This window comes from Pseudomonas asiatica, from assembly GCF_009932335.1.
In the GTDB taxonomy this organism is placed as follows: domain Bacteria; phylum Pseudomonadota; class Gammaproteobacteria; order Pseudomonadales; family Pseudomonadaceae; genus Aquipseudomonas; species Aquipseudomonas asiatica.
This window is the reverse complement of sequence record NZ_BLJF01000003.1, coordinates 1,003,022-1,018,102: the sequence shown is the minus strand read 5'-3', so window position 1 is coordinate 1,018,102 and position 15,081 is coordinate 1,003,022. Positions and strand designations below refer to the sequence as shown.

12 protein-coding genes and 1 other RNA gene are annotated in these 15,081 nt (G+C 63.5%); 9 read left to right on the top strand and 4 right to left on the bottom strand.

Annotated features, from left to right (window positions below):
- The first annotated feature begins 82 nt into the window (after positions 1 to 82).
- Positions 83 to 1,756 (top strand): DNA repair protein RecN, encoded by a 1,674-nt coding sequence (gene recN, locus GYA95_RS27225; protein ID WP_015271869.1) that lies wholly within the window; start codon positions 83 to 85, stop codon positions 1,754 to 1,756.
- Positions 1,757 to 1,962: 206 nt separating this feature from the next.
- On the opposite strand, the gene fur is transcribed toward recN, so the two are convergent.
- The gene (gene fur, locus GYA95_RS27220) at positions 1,963 to 2,367 is read right to left on the bottom strand and encodes a ferric iron uptake transcriptional regulator (RefSeq protein ID WP_015271870.1); all 405 of its coding nucleotides are present in this window, start codon (positions 2,365 to 2,367) and stop codon (positions 1,963 to 1,965) included.
- A gap of 97 nt (positions 2,368 to 2,464) precedes the next feature.
- Between fur and GYA95_RS27215 the strand changes: the two genes are divergently transcribed.
- Positions 2,465 to 2,998, top strand: coding sequence for an outer membrane protein assembly factor BamE (locus GYA95_RS27215; RefSeq protein ID WP_015271871.1), 534 nt, complete (start codon positions 2,465 to 2,467; stop codon positions 2,996 to 2,998).
- 61 nt (positions 2,999 to 3,059) lie between these two features.
- Here GYA95_RS27215 and GYA95_RS27210 read toward each other — a convergent pair whose 3' ends face one another.
- Complete coding sequence (locus GYA95_RS27210; RefSeq protein WP_003258078.1) at positions 3,060 to 3,494, bottom strand: type II toxin-antitoxin system RatA family toxin; 435 nt, start codon at positions 3,492 to 3,494, stop codon at positions 3,060 to 3,062.
- A gap of 162 nt (positions 3,495 to 3,656) precedes the next feature.
- On the opposite strand from GYA95_RS27210, the gene smpB reads away from it, so the two are divergent.
- The gene (smpB, locus tag GYA95_RS27205) at positions 3,657 to 4,139 is read left to right on the top strand and encodes an SsrA-binding protein SmpB (RefSeq protein WP_013974300.1); all 483 of its coding nucleotides are present in this window, start codon (positions 3,657 to 3,659) and stop codon (positions 4,137 to 4,139) included.
- A 126-nt stretch (positions 4,140 to 4,265) separates the two neighbouring features.
- On the opposite strand, the gene GYA95_RS27200 is transcribed toward smpB, so the two are convergent.
- Entirely contained in the window at positions 4,266 to 5,033 is a 768-nt protein-coding gene (locus GYA95_RS27200) for an FCD domain-containing protein (protein ID WP_013974301.1), read from the bottom strand.
- Between the two features lie 256 nt (positions 5,034 to 5,289).
- Here GYA95_RS27200 and GYA95_RS27195 point away from each other — a divergent pair, with 256 nt between their 5' ends.
- The 5 genes from GYA95_RS27195 to ssrA all read left to right on the top strand — a co-directional run bounded on the left by GYA95_RS27195 (position 5,290) and on the right by ssrA (position 12,132).
- Complete coding sequence (locus tag GYA95_RS27195) at positions 5,290 to 6,960, top strand: lactate permease LctP family transporter (RefSeq protein ID WP_015271872.1); 1,671 nt, start codon at positions 5,290 to 5,292, stop codon at positions 6,958 to 6,960.
- Positions 6,961 to 7,023: 63 nt separating this feature from the next.
- Positions 7,024 to 8,169, top strand: a complete 1,146-nt coding sequence (gene lldD, locus GYA95_RS27190) for an FMN-dependent L-lactate dehydrogenase LldD (RefSeq protein WP_013974303.1) — start codon at positions 7,024 to 7,026, stop codon at positions 8,167 to 8,169.
- A 75-nt stretch (positions 8,170 to 8,244) separates the two neighbouring features.
- Complete coding sequence (locus GYA95_RS27185; RefSeq protein WP_015271873.1) at positions 8,245 to 11,055, top strand: FAD-binding and (Fe-S)-binding domain-containing protein; 2,811 nt, start codon at positions 8,245 to 8,247, stop codon at positions 11,053 to 11,055.
- Between the two features lie 286 nt (positions 11,056 to 11,341).
- A complete protein-coding gene (locus GYA95_RS27180; RefSeq protein WP_013974305.1) occupies positions 11,342 to 11,638 on the top strand; it encodes a hypothetical protein in 297 nt (98 codons plus the stop codon).
- Between the two features lie 99 nt (positions 11,639 to 11,737).
- Positions 11,738 to 12,132: a transfer-messenger RNA gene (gene ssrA, locus GYA95_RS27175) on the top strand.
- Between the two features lie 229 nt (positions 12,133 to 12,361).
- Here ssrA and GYA95_RS27170 read toward each other — a convergent pair.
- Positions 12,362 to 13,900: an MFS transporter gene (locus GYA95_RS27170; RefSeq protein WP_161551536.1), complete on the bottom strand. Its 1,539-nt coding sequence runs from the start codon at positions 13,898 to 13,900 to the stop codon at positions 12,362 to 12,364.
- A gap of 270 nt (positions 13,901 to 14,170) precedes the next feature.
- Between GYA95_RS27170 and GYA95_RS27165 the strand changes: the two genes are divergently transcribed.
- Positions 14,171 to 15,034: a LysR family transcriptional regulator gene (locus GYA95_RS27165; RefSeq protein ID WP_015271907.1), complete on the top strand. Its 864-nt coding sequence runs from the start codon at positions 14,171 to 14,173 to the stop codon at positions 15,032 to 15,034.
- Positions 15,035 to 15,081: the final 47 nt, after the last annotated feature.

The window sequence follows — 15,081 nt, the reverse complement described above, 5'->3', positions numbered from 1 at the left end:
CAACAGAATCTGCCAAGGGGCATTGGCAGGCCTGAAAAAAGTACTGTATAAATAACCAGACCTGACTTTCGGGAGCCGCCCCATGCTGGTGCACCTGTCCATTCACAACTACGCGATTGTCGAGCACCTCGACCTCGAGATCGCCCGAGGCATGTCCGTCATCACCGGTGAGACCGGTGCAGGCAAATCGATCATGCTTGATGCCCTCGGTCTGGCCCTGGGCGACCGGGCCGACAGTGGCGTGGTGCGCCCCGGCACGGACAAGGCAGACATCCTCGCCACCTTCGACCTGGTGGACATCCCCGAGGCGCATGCCTGGCTGGCCGAGCGTGACCTGGACAACGACGGCCTGTGCATCCTGCGCCGGGTGATCACCGCCGAAGGCCGCAGCCGCGGCTACATCAATGGCACCCCCTGCCCGCTCGGCGACCTCAAGGCACTGGGCGAGCTGCTGATCGATATCCACAGCCAGCACGAGCACCAGTCACTACTCAAGACCGACACCCATCGCCGCCTGCTCGACGAGTACGCCGGCGCCGTCGACCTGGCCCGTCAGGTACAGCTGGCGGCCAAGCGCTGGAACCAGACCCGCCTGGAGCTGGAGCGCCTGTCCAACTCCGGCGATGAGCAGCGCGCCCGCCATCAGCTGCTGAGCTACCAGTTGGAGGAACTGGACAACCTCGGCCTGGGTGAATACGAACTGGAGCAGTTGGAGCAGGAACACAAGAACCTGACCAGCGCCGAAGCCTTGTTCGGCATCTGCCGCCAGGTCATCGACCAGTGCAGCGAAAGCGATTCGGGCAACGTGCTCAGCGCCCTCACCTCCAGCCTCAACCGCCTGGGTGCCGCCCCCAACTCGCCAAAGGCACTGGGCGAAGCGGCCAACCTGATCGCCAGCGCGCAGATTCAGGTCGAGGAAGCCGTGGGCGAGCTCAACCGTTTCCTCGACAACTTCGACGCCGACCCCATGCGCTTGCAGGCACTGGAAGAACGCCTCGACACTATCTATACGCTGGCGCGCAAACACCGTGTGCACCCCACCGAACTGCCCCACCTGCAACAGCAGCTGATGGAAGAGCTGGAGGGCCTGAACGCCAGTGACGAGTCGATCGAGCGGTTGGGTGAAGAGCTGGCCGCCTTCGCCCAACACTATAAAGAGAAGGCTCGCGAGCTCAGCGCACTACGCCAACAGGCTGCCCAGCAGCTGGCAGTGGCCGTCGAGCAGGAGATCCAGCGCCTGGGCATGCCCGGCGGGCGCTTCTGCATCGCACTTACCCCCAATGAGGGAGCAGACCTTTCGCCTCATGGCCTGGAGCAGATCGAGCTACTGGTCAGCGCCAACCCTGGCCAACCGCTCAAGGGCCTGGCCAAGGTGGCTTCAGGTGGCGAACTGTCCCGCATCAGCCTGGCGATCCAGGTGATTACCGCGCAGACCTCACGCATTCCAACCCTGGTGTTCGACGAAGTCGACGTCGGTATCGGCGGGCCTACTGCCGAAATCGTCGGCCAATTGCTGCGCCGCCTGGGCGAGCGAGGCCAGGTGCTGACCGTAACCCACCTGCCGCAAGTAGCAGCACAAGGTCATCACCACCTGTTCGTACACAAGGTGCGCAATAGCGACACTACCCACACCGCCGTGGCCAATCTGGGCAAGCGCGAGCGGGTCGAGGAAGTGGCGAGGATGCTGGGCGGCATAGACCTGACCAAGGAATCCCTGGCGCATGCGCGCAAGATGGTGGTAAGCGGCAAGGCCTGACACTCCCTGTAGGAGCGGCCTTGTGTCGCGAAAGGGCCGCAAAGCGGCCCCGGCAATCTATGCTGCGAAGCTGAAAACCTGGGGCCGCTGCGCAGCCCTTTCGCGACACAAGGCCGCTCCTACAAGGCCCATCGCCGCGCTCAAGATCCCCGAAAGCACAAAGGCGACCCGAAGGTCGCCTTTGTCATTCATAACGATAAAAATCGTTACTTCTTTTTACGTACGTACAGGACCAGATTGTGATCCACCAGCTCGTAGCCATGCTCGGCCACGATTTCGCGCTGGCGTTTCTCGATCTCGGCATCCATGAACTCGATGACTTCACTGGTCTCCACGTTGACCATATGGTCGTGGTGACCGCCATCGGCCAGTTCGAACACCGCATGACCGCCGTCGAAGTTGTGGCGAACCACCAGACCAGCCGCTTCGAACTGGGTCAGTACGCGGTAGACGGTGGCCAGGCCCACGTCCTCGCCAGCCTCCATCAGCGCCTTGTAGACATCCTCGGCGCTCATGTGACGCTGCTCGGTAGAGTCGAGCATCTGAAGGATCTTGACTCGAGGCAGGGTCACCTTGAGACCGGCTTTGCGCAATTCGCTATTTTCAACCATGGTCAGCTTTCTCGCCGATGCTGCTTCGCAGCTTCTCTTAATACGGGTATGATCGGGGTTTACGTTGTCCAGCCAAGATAGTGGAAGTCGCCCACCGATGCAAAACACCAAGCTCTTGCTAACCAGCCTCACCCTAGTGGGACTGCTCGCACTCGCCGGTTGCTCGTTTCCCGGGGTTTACAAAATCGACATCCAGCAGGGCAATGTCGTTACGCAAGACATGATAGACCAATTGCGCCCCGGAATGACCCGCCGGCAAGTAAGGTTTATCATGGGTAACCCGCTAATCCAGGACACCTTCAACACCAACCGTTGGGATTACCTGTACAGCCTGCAGCCAGGCGGCGGCAAACGCCAGCAAGAACGCATGAGCGTGTTCTTCAACGAAAGCGACCAGTTGGTGAGCCTGTCCGGCGACTTCATGCCAGGAGTCAGCCGCGACCAGGAAATCCTCGGCGGCAGCAGCGACACCACGGTCAGCCCGGCCAACCAGCCAGAGCAGCCAACCGCGCAGCCTGAAGAAAAACCGGCCAAGCCAGGTTCGGTGGAAGAATCCATCCAGCGCGAAATCGACACCATCGAGACCACCCCGGTCCCGACTCCGGCTCCGCTGGAAACCTCGCCTCAATAAGCGGCGAGCAGATACAAAAAAGCCCGGACCTGGTCCGGGCTTTTTGTTGCCGCAGTTTCAGTCAGGCATTCAGTTGCTTGGCACGCTGGCAAAACGCATCCACCAGCGTATTTGCCGCCTGGTTGAACAGCGGCCCCAAAGTCGCGCGCACCAGCGGGCCAGCATAGTCGAACGAAAGGTCCAGGCTGATCTTGCAGGCCTTTTCACCCAGCGGCTTGAACACCCAAAGGCCATGCAACTGGGTGAACGGCCCCTCCTCCAGGTTCATCTCGATAGACTGCCCAGGCACCAGTACATTGCGCGTGACGAAGTGCTGGCTCATGCCGCCCTTGGCCACTTCGAGCTTGGCACGCATGTGCGTGTCGCTGGCTTCGATCACCGTCGAGGCCGAGCACCAAGGCAGAAACTGCGGATAGCTGGCCACATCGTTGACCAGATCGTAGAGCGCCTGGGCGGGATACGGCAGCAGGGCGGAACGTTGAATATGGGTAGTCATCCAGGCATCACTTCCAAGGCTGGGTGGCGGCGCTTCGCAGCGTGCCGAAAACAGGTTCTGTCGCAAAGACAGGGGCTGTATTGTCCGGCATTCATTGCAGTGGCTCAAGCACACCGAAATCCCATAGCCGACGACGCGGCGACTGCCTATAATGCCGCCCCTATGGCTAAACAAAAGAAACATCCGACCGGGACCATCGCGCAGAACAAGAAGGCGCGACACGATTACTTCATCGAACACAAGTTCGAGGCCGGGCTGGTCCTGTCCGGCTGGGAAGTAAAAAGCCTGCGAGCCGGCAAGGCGCACCTGACTGACAGCTACGTGCTGCTGAAGGACGGTGAGGCCTGGCTGTTCGGCAGCCACATCACCCCGCTGACCACGGCCAGCACCCACGTCATAGCCGACCCCATCCGCACTCGCAAGCTGCTGCTGAACAAGCGCGAGCTCGAGCGCCTGGAAGCGGCCGTGGCGCAAAAAGGCTACACCTGCGTGGCCCTGGCGCTGTACTGGAGCAAGCACCTGATCAAGTGCGAAATCGCACTCGGCAAGGGCAAGAAGGAATTCGACAAGCGCGATACCATGCGCGAGCGCGATTCCAACCGCGAGCTGCAGCGGGCTGTGCGGAACAAGGGCAAGGAAGAGTAATACCTCTTCTTCAGCCTGCTCCGGCCTCTTCGCGGGCTCGCCCGCTCCCACAGGTATCGCGCCGCCTTCGGGTCCGGCGCATATCCTGTGGAAGCGGGCAAGCCCGCGAAGAATCCAACACCGATCTCAACGCCCGCTACGCCGCTCCGCCCGCGCCACTCGCTGCGCTTCTTCATGCGCCTCTTCCAGCACCTCCTGCACATACAGAATGTGCCGGCTGGACACTTCCCGCGCATCCTCCGCCCTGCCCTCGACTATCGCCAGGTACAGCTCCCGGTGCTGGCTGATCAGCATGTCCCGGGTCTCGGTCCGTTGCTGGTACATGCCGCCGATGTTGGTCACCACGTTGCGCTTGAGCAGGTCGAACAAGCCCCGAATGGTGTGCAGCAACACGGCATTATGGCTAGCCTCGGCAATCGCCAGGTGGAAGCGCGCATCGGCCGCGCCTTCCTCCGCCCGGGTCACTTCGTCGGCCCTGGCATAGCAGTCCTGCAGCGCATCGAAGGCCGCCTTGAGGCGCGCCCGGTCCGGCTGGGTGGCGCGCTGGGCCGCGTAGTAGGCGCAGGACGCCTCCAGGGTATGGCGGAATTCGAGCAGGTCACGCTGCGCCTCGGCACTGTGCTCAAGCAGTTGCAGCAATGGGTCGCTGAAAGTGGACCCCAGAGACTCGGCGACAAAATTGCCCCCACCCTGGCGGCTGACCAGCAGCCCCTTGGCCACCAGCTTCTGGATCGCCTCACGCAGTGATGGGCGGGACACGCCGAACTGCTCGGCAAGGACGCGCTCGGCCGGCAGCCGCTGACCCGAGGTCAGCGTACCTTCCAGAATCATCCCTTCCAACCGATCGACGATGTCGTCGGACAGGCGCCGTTGGCGGACCTGATCAAAAACCATCACATGCTCTCCACAAACCCCCGGCAGATTTCAGGGGGCGCCTATTCTCGCCGATCCGGGCCTTGCAAACACCCACCAGCCGACGATTTTCCCCGCCCATCAGATGCCCACTCATCGGCACACGACCAAAGTTTTGCACGGGACAAATTGACACACCCACGAAGACGCTTTTAACCTAGCGCCCAGCCATTGTAAATTGGTCTTACCAATTATCCAATGCCAGTGCCTGACCAACAACAATTAGGGGCCACCCCATATGCAAACCTGGCAACAAATCTATAGTCCGCTTGGTAGTCTTGGCCTGTCCGCACTGGCGGCGGTCATCCCCATCGTCTTCTTCTTCCTTGCCCTCGCGGTGTTCCGCCTCAAAGGCCACGTGGCCGGCAGCATCACCCTCGCATTGTCGATCCTGGTGGCGATCTTCGCCTTCCAGATGCCTGTCGACATGGCATTCGCCGCTGCAGGTTATGGCTTCCTCTACGGCCTCTGGCCGATTGCCTGGATCATCGTTGCCGCGGTGTTCCTGTACAAACTCACGGTCAAGAGCGGCCAGTTCGAAGTGATCCGCAGTTCGGTGCTGTCGATTACCGACGACCAGCGCCTGCAAGTGCTGCTGATCGGTTTCTGCTTCGGTGCGTTCCTGGAAGGTGCGGCGGGCTTTGGTGCACCGGTGGCGATCACTGCCGCGCTGCTGGTGGGCCTGGGCTTCAACCCGCTGTACGCCGCCGGCCTGTGCCTGATCGCCAACACCGCGCCAGTGGCCTTTGGCGCCTTGGGCATCCCGATCATCGTGGCCGGCCAGGTCACCGGTATCGACGCCTTCCACATTGGCGCCATGACCGGTCGCCAGCTGCCGCTGCTGTCGCTGTTCGTACCGTTCTGGCTGGTATTCATGATGGACGGCCTGCGTGGCGTGAAGGAAACCTGGCCTGCCGCCCTGGTCGCCGGCCTGAGCTTCGCCGTCACCCAGTACTTCACCTCGAACTTCATCGGCCCGGAGCTTCCGGACATCACCTCGGCCCTGGCCAGCCTGATCGCCCTGACCCTGTTCCTGAAAGTCTGGCAGCCAAAGCGTTCGTTCGCCGAAGCCAAGGGCAGCGTCGGTGCCGCCGTGGTCCAGCCAAGCGGCAGCCAACCAAGCCCCTACAGCTTTGGCGAGATCTTCAAGGCCTGGTCGCCGTTCCTGATCCTCACCGTGCTGGTCACCATCTGGACCCTGAAACCGTTCAAGGCGGCCTTCGCCCCGGGCGGCGCGATGTACAATTTCGTGTTCAACTTCGCCATCCCGCACCTCGACCAACTGGTGATCAAGACCGCACCGATCGTCGCCGCGCCAACCGCCATGCCAGCGGTGTTCAAGCTCGACCCGATCTCTGCCACCGGCACCGCGATCTTCCTCTCGGCGCTGATCTCCATGGCCGTGCTGAAGATCAACTTCAAAACTGGTCTGACCACTTTCAAGGAAACCTTCTGGGAGCTGCGCTGGCCAATCCTGTCGATCGGCATGGTGCTGGCCTTCGCCTTCGTCACCAACTACTCGGGCATGTCCTCGACCATGGCCCTGGTGCTGGCCGGTACCGGTGCCGCGTTCCCGTTCTTCTCGCCGTTCCTCGGCTGGCTGGGTGTGTTCCTGACCGGTTCCGACACCTCGTCCAACGCCCTGTTCAGCTCGCTGCAGGCCACCACCGCGCACCAGATCGGGGTCAACGACACTTTGCTGGTAGCGGCCAACACCAGCGGCGGCGTGACCGGCAAGATGATCTCGCCGCAGTCGATCGCCGTGGCTTGCGCCGCCACCGGCCTGGTTGGCAAGGAATCCGACCTGTTCCGCTTCACCGTCAAGCACAGCCTGTTCTTCGCCACCATCGTCGGCCTGATCACTCTGATCCAGGCCTACTGGCTGACCGGCATGCTGGTTCATCACTAAAGTGAAAGGGGCCGGGCGCCGTCGCGCGCCCGGCAATCCCCACACGCAACGCTGCGAGAATCCATGATCATTTCTGCCTCTACCGACTATCGCGCCGCGGCCCAACGCAAGCTGCCTCCCTTCCTGTTCCACTATGCCGACGGCGGCGCCTACGCCGAGCACACCCTGCGCCACAACGTCTCGGACCTGGCCAGCATTGCCCTGCGTCAGCGCGTGCTGAAGAACATGTCCGAGCTCAGCCTGCAGACCAAGCTGTTCGACGAAACCCTGAGCATGCCGGTGGCCCTGGCCCCGGTCGGCCTCACCGGCATGTACGCCCGCCGTGGTGAAGTGCAGGCGGCACGTGCGGCGGCGGCCCACGGCATTCCGTTCACCATGTCCACGGTGTCGGTGTGCCCGATCGAAGAAGTGGCCCCGGCCATCGACCGGCCGATGTGGTTCCAGCTGTACGTGCTGAAGGACCGCGGCTTCATGCGCAACGCCCTGGAGCGGGCCAAGGCCGCCGGGGTCAAGACCCTGGTGTTCACTGTCGACATGCCGACACCCGGCGCCCGCTACCGCGACGCCCACTCTGGCATGAGCGGCAAGAACGGCCCGCTGCGCCGCGTGCTGCAAGCCATGACCCACCCCGAGTGGGCATGGGATGTCGGTGTGATGGGGCGCCCACACGACCTGGGCAACATTTCCACCTACCGTGGCAACCCCACCGGCCTTGCCGACTACATCGGCTGGCTGGCCAACAACTTCGACCCGTCGATCTCCTGGAAAGACCTGGAGTGGATCCGCGAGTTCTGGGACGGCCCGATGATCATCAAAGGCATTCTCGATGCCGATGACGCCCGCGATGCGGTCAGGTTCGGTGCTGACGGCATCGTCGTGTCCAACCACGGCGGCCGCCAGCTCGACGGCGTGCTGTCCAGCGCCCGCGCCCTGCCGGCAATTGCCGATGCGGTCAAAGGTGACCTGAAGATCCTCGCCGATTCCGGCATCCGCAGCGGCCTCGACGTGGTGCGCATGATCGCCCTCGGCGCCGATACCGTACTGATCGGCCGCGCCTTCCTCTACGCCCTTGCCGTGCACGGCCAGGCCGGGGTGAAGAACCTGCTGGAGCTGTTCGAGAAGGAAATGCGCGTAGCGATGGTGCTGACCGGCGCCAAGTCGATCAGCGAGATCACCCGCGACTCGCTGGTACGCGAACTGGGCGCCTGACCGCCCGCAAGAACGACCGCCTGATTGACCCGGGGCGTGTGGCGCACAGACGCCACGGCCCCGCGAGGAGACTGCATGAGCCTGCCCGCCGCGTTCCTGCGTGATGCCGAGCGCCTGATCCCCGCCGAACGCCGCTTCGACGACCCCACCTCCACTTTGGCTTTCGGCACCGATGCCAGCTTCTACCGGCTGATCCCCAAGCTGGTGGTGCGCGTCGAGTCAGAAGACGAAGTGGTCGGCCTGATCAAACTGGCCCAGCGCGAGCGGGTGCCGGTCACCTTCCGCGCCGCCGGCACCAGCCTGTCCGGCCAGGCCATCAGTGACTCGGTGCTGATCGTGCTGGGCGATAACTGGAACGGCCGCGAAATCCGCTGCCAAGGCGAGCAGATCCGCTTGCAGCCCGGCGTCATCGGTGCCCAGGCCAATGCCTGGCTGGCTCCCTTCGGGCGCAAGATCGGCCCCGACCCGGCGTCGATCAACGCCTGCAAGATCGGCGGCATCGTCGCCAACAACGCCAGCGGCATGTGCTGCGGCACCGCGCAGAATACCTACCACACCCTGGCCGGCCTGCGCCTGGTGCTGGCCGACGGCACGCGCCTGGACAGCGAAGACCCGGCCAGCGTCGCCGCGTTCGAGGCCAGCCACGCCGGCCTGCTGGAAGCACTGGCCCGCCTGGGCCGCGAGACCCGCGCCAACACTGCACTCGCCGAGCGCATCCGGCACAAATACCGGCTGAAGAACACCACTGGCCTATCGCTGAACGCACTGGTGGACTACGACCAGCCACTGGATATCCTGCAGCACCTGTTGGTCGGCTCCGAAGGTACCCTGGGCTTCATCAGTGCCGTCACCTACGACACCGTGCCCGACCACCCGCACAAGGCCAGCGCACTGCTGGTTTTCCCCAGCGTGGAAAGCTGCTGCCGCGCGGTGACCGTGCTCAAGCGCCAGCCGGTCTCGGCCGTTGAACTGCTCGACCGCCGCAGCCTTCGCTCGGTGCAGAACATGCCCGGCATGCCACTGTGGGTAAAAGGCCTGTCGGACAACGCCTGCGCCCTGCTGATCGAATCCCGCGCCGCCAGCCAGAGCCTGCTGCATGAACAGCTGCAACAGGTGATGGCCTCGATCGCCGACTTCCCACTGGAACAGCAGGTGGACTTCAGCGAAGACCCCGCCGTGTACAACCAGCTGTGGAAAATCCGCAAGGACACCTTCCCCGCCGTCGGCGCCGTACGCCAGACCGGCACCACCGTCATCATCGAAGACGTCACCTTCCCCATCGAGCAACTGGCCGAAGGCGTCAACCGCCTGATCCAGCTGTTCGACAAGCATCGCTACGATGAAGCGATCATTTTCGGCCACGCCCTGGAAGGCAACCTGCACTTCGTCTTCACCCAGGGTTTCAACAGCGCCGAGGAAGTCGCACGCTACCAGGCCTTCATGGACGATGTGGCGCAACTGGTGGCGGTGGAGTTCGGCGGCTCGCTCAAGGCCGAGCACGGCACCGGGCGCAACATGGCACCGTTTGTGGAGCTGGAATGGGGCCATGACGCCTACCAATTGATGTGGAAGCTGAAGCGCCTGCTCGACCCAAACGGCATCCTCAACCCCGACGTGGTGCTGAGCGAAGATCCGGACATTCACCTGAAGAACCTCAAGCCGCTGCCCGCTGCCGACGAGATCGTCGACAAGTGCATCGAGTGCGGCTTCTGCGAACCGGTGTGCCCTTCCAAAGGCCTGACCCTCAGCCCACGCCAGCGCATCGTCATGTGGCGTGACATCCAGGCCAAACAGCGCGCCGGCATCGACACCCGGGAATTGCGCCAGACCTACCAGTACCAGGGCATCGACACCTGCGCCGCCACCGGCCTGTGCGCACAGCGCTGCCCGGTTGGCATCAACACCGGCGAACTGGTGAAGAAACTGCGCAGCCAGGCCGCCGAACACGAAAAAACCGCCGACTGGCTGGCCGAACACTTCCACACCGCCCTGGGCGGCGCGCGCCTGACCCTGACCGCCGCCAATACCGCACGCAAGCTGCTCGGCGCCCCACGCCTGGGCCGCCTGAGCGCCTCGCTGCACAAAGCCAGCAAAGGCCGCCTGCCAAAGTGGACCCCGGCGATGCCACAACCACTGCGCCCACTGGACTTCGGCCCGGCCAGCAACGACGCCCGCCCTCGCGTGGTGTACCTGGCTGCCTGCGTCTCGCGGGTGATGGGCCCGGCCTATGCCGACCGTGAGCAGAGTTCGCTGCTGGACAAGACCCGCGCCCTGCTGGAAAAGGCCGGCTACCAGGTGGTGTTCCCTGACAACGCCGACAGCCTGTGCTGCGGCCAACCGTTCGCCTCGAAGGGCTACCCCGAGCAGGCCGAACACAAACGCCAGGAACTGCTTGCCGCCCTGCTGCACGCCAGCCGCGGCGGCCTCGACCCTATCTACTGCGATACAAGCCCCTGCACTCTGCGCCTGGTGCAGGACCTGGACGACACCCGGCTGGACCTGTACGACCCAGTGCGCTTCATCCGCACCCACCTGCTCGAGCGCCTGGAGTTCACCCCCCAGGACGAACCAGTGGCCGTGCATGTGACCTGCAGCACCCAGCACCTGGGCGAAAGCCAGGCGCTGATCGACCTGGCGCGGCGGTGCAGCAAACAGGTGGTGATCCCGGAGGGCATACATTGCTGCGGCTTTGCCGGTGACAAAGGCTTCACCACCCCCGAGCTCAACGCCCACTCGCTGCGCAGCCTGAAGGATGCGGTGCAATATTGCAGCGAAGGCATCTCCACCAGCCGCACCTGCGAGATCGGCCTGTCCAGCCATAGTGGCATCGATTACCACGGGCTGGTCTACCTTGTAGACCGCGTCACCCGGCCGCGTAGCATATGACCGTTTAACGCAAAACCTGATAGCTGCCGCAATCCCTGTGGGAGCGGGCAAGCCCGCGAACACCGGCGCAGCCGGTGCCATACACCGCGCAGCCTGCTTCGCGGGCATGCCCCCCACACAGGGACCGCGCCGGCTTTGAGCGCACGCCGTACCTGTAGGAGCGGCTTCAGCCGCGAACACCGGCAAAGCCGGTGCCATCCCCCGCCAGCATCCGATTGAACCCCCGCCAATCCTCTACAGTCCATCCTTACAGGCCCACCTTCCAGAGGCCCAGAAGGAGACTCCCATGAAAGGTACCGCGCTTTCGGCCCTGTTCGCGGCCGCCACCCTGCTGGCTTCGCCGGTATTCGCCGCCGAAGACCTCTGCACCGCCAACCTGCAAAAGATCGACGACAGCATGGCCACCGCCGGCGCTACCTCCGAAGGCCTGGACAAGGCCATCACCGAGCACGTCGACAAAGCCAAGGCTGCCCAGGCATCGGGGGACACCAAGGAATGCATCGCCATCACCAGCAAAGTCCTGGAGCGGTTGGAAAAAACGGAGAAAGGCAGCGGCACCAGCGGCGGCGGTAGCGGCGCGTGAGCCCAAAAGCGGGCGACCGGACCGGCTGTCGACGTCGCCCGCGCAATGGCGTATACTCAGCCTCACGTACCGTAAGGTGCGTTAGCTTAGAGCTAGTGTGGGGCCGATCAGGATTCGACGCCGGTAGCGAAACTCTAGGTGCATGCCGAGTTGGTAACAGAACTCGTAAATCCACTGTTGCAACTTTCTATAGTTGCCAATGACGAAAACTTCGAGGCGGAGTACGCTCTCGCTGCGTAAGCAGCCGAGCCCGACCTTCTGGTAGCTTCGGCTCCAGCAATCATCAGGGGATGCCTGTAAACCCGAAATGATTGTCATACAGAACAGGATCGTCGTGTAGCACGTTGGGGGCAAAGCGACTAAAACTTACCCAACTCGTCCAAAGCACCCTGCCCGTCGGGCGGCTGCGGATTAACTCAGTAGACACGGCTAAGCATGTAGTACCGACAGCGGAGTACTGGCGGACGGGGGTTCAAATCCCCCCGGCTCCACCAAATTCCAAAGAAGAAGACGCCCTCGGTCGTCTTTTTTTGTGCCTGGATTTTGGGTTGTGCGAGCCCACAAAGTCAGAATCAGGCTTTTCCGCATAGGGCGTTTCTCAAAGATTCTCACTGCGCCGGTTTGCTCTTCACCGGTCTCTCAACCCAAACACGGCTTCCACCACTTGAGTGACAGCAAGCGCTGGTCGCCCCAGTCGCCAGGTCGTGATGCCCGCCGCCAGCTTCATGATTGCCTCTCAGCCAGCAACACTTCCGGCACGGCCGGCAGCGGCCGGCTCAGCAACACGCCAACCAGCATCGCGAACAGCAGCGCCGCCACACCGGCGACCTGCAACACAGCTTCGAAGCCCCCGACGAACGCCTGGCGAGCCAAAGGTGCCAGCGTTTCCCGCAACCTGGGCTCAAGCAACGCCAACGCCGCCTGCAAATCACCCGCAGCAACCCGCGTAGTCATCGCGGCAACCTGGCCCGATTGCCCAGGCGCCACCGCAGCCATTGACTCATACAGCAACTGCCCACTACGCGAAGCCAGCACACTACCCAGCCCTCCGATTGCCAGCACAATCGCCCCGAACCGCGTGGTTGTACTCAACCCCGAAGCAATGCCGGTACGCTCACGCGGCACGCAAGCCATGATGTTCTTCTGCGTATCGCCATTCAGCAGCCCGGCGCCAGCACCCAGCACCAGGCTGGCCAGGGCGAATGCACCGTAACCGCCCTGCTGCGTGGCCCAGGCACACAGCAGGTTACCCGCCCCGACCAATACCAGGCCTAGCGCGAACACCTGCGCCGGGCTCAAGTGTGCAGCCAGACGCATGCCCAGGCGTGGCGTCAGCAGCATGGCCACGGCAAACGGCAGCATGCCCGCCCCTGCGGCCAGGGCCGACAGCTGCAGGCCGTTCTGCAAGTAAAGCGGTAGCAGGGTCATCATCACCTGGGCGCAGGCAGCATAGGCAAACATCCCCAGCAAGGCGCCAACGAAGCGCCCGCTGCGCATCAGCCGCAGGTCGATCATCGGCCGTTCCTGGCTGCGCTCGACCATGACGAACAGGCCGAACAGGAAGGCGCTGATCACCAGCCGTCCCAGGGTTTGCGCACTGCCCCAGCCCACCTGGTTGGCATCGATCATTGCCCAGATCAGGTAACCCAGGCTGCCGGCGAAAGTCAGGCTGCCCCATGGGTCGAGCCGGGCCGCAGCGCTGTCACGGGACTCTTCGACACTGCGCAGCACCATCACTGCGAGCACTGCCACCAACGGCAAGTTGATGTAGAAGATCCAGCGCCAGCCAAGGGTGCTGGCGATCAACCCGCCCAGCAGCGGCGCAAAGGTGATGGTGGCGCCCATGCAGGCGCCCCAGAAGGCCCAGGCGCGCATGCGTTCCTGGGGTTGGTGGAAGCGATTGCCGATCGCGGCCAGGGCCGAGGTCAGCAGCAATGCCGCGCCAACGCCCTTGGCTGCCCTGGCCAGGTCGAGGAACAGCAGGTTGGGCGCCGCGCCACAGGCCAGCGAGGCGAGGCCGAACAGGGCCAGGCCGAGCAGCAGCATGCGGCGGCGGCCAAAGCGGTCGGCCAGGCTGCCAGCGGGCAGCAGGCAGGCGGCGAAGGCCAGCAGGTAGGCGCTGACCACCCATTCGATATCGGCAAACGAGCCGGACAGGTCGCGGGCGATGCTGGGCAGGCTGACCGCGACGATGTTGGTGTCGAGGATGATCAGGGCGCAGACCAGGGAGGCGGTGAGCAGGGTGAAACGCGCAGAGGGCATGGTGAGGCTCCGGATGCAGGGCTGGTTGGTCAAATCGCCGGGGCTGCCCTGCAGCCCATCGCAGGCAAGCCAGCTCCTACAGCGACCGCACCGCCTTCGAGGATTGCGCAATACCTGTAGCTGCGATGGACTGCAAAGCGGTCCCCTGCAATTCCAGGCAGCCTTTGCCGCCAAGCCACCAGCCTTGTAGTGTTGGCCTCACCATAACGCCACCAGCCCCCAGGCTTGTTAGCCACGGCGGCTTGCGTCATTACCCTGCAGGTAACACCCATGGAAATCCGCCATTTCCGCTACTTCCTCTGCGTCGCCCGCCACGGCCATTTCACCCGTGCCGCTGAACAGCTGGGCATCGCCCCGCCCACGCTCAGCCGGCAGATTCAGGACATGGAGCGCGAACTGGGCGTGCGCCTGTTCGAGCGCAACCAGCGCGAGGTCAACCTCACCGCAGCGGGCCAGGCGCTTTTGATCGAGGCCGAACATGCCGTGCGCCAGTTCGATGCTGCACAACTGGGCGCGCAACGGGCCGCTCGAGGCGAAAGCGGGCGCATCGAACTGGGCTATGTGGCTTCGGCCGCGTACTCGGGCATGCTCCAGCAGCAAGTCAGCCGCTACAGCGAAACCTGCCCCGGCGTACGCCTGAACATTCGCGAACTGCCCATGGCCGAACTGCCCGGTATGGTCCGCGACGGCCTGCTTGACCTTGCCTATGTGCGCTCGCCGATGGAGCTGCCCGAGGAACTCGAAGCCATCGCCTTGCACCAGGAAGGTTTCGTCCTCGCCTTGCCCGCCAGCTCACGGATAAATGAAGTGCCGCAGATCCCCGCCTCGCGCCTGGCCAATGAAACCTTCATCCTGCCCGAACAGATCTCCGGCACGCTGGAGGTGGCCGCACAAGGTGGTTTCGTCCCGAGGCTCGGCCCTCAGCCGGGCAGCCTGGTGGCAGTGATCACCCTGGTGTCACTCGGCCAAGGCATCGCAGTGGTGCCGGAATCGGTGGTGCAGCGCATCAGCCTGCCGCAGGTGCACTACCGGCGTATTGTCGACTGCCAGGCCAGCTCGTGGCTTAGCCTGATCTACCGGCGCTTCGAGAAAGCGCCAGCGGCAATCAGATACATCAAGATGATGAAAGGCTGAAAAAACAAAGGGCACCCATCCACTGGTGCCCTTTGCCCTACCGCCAG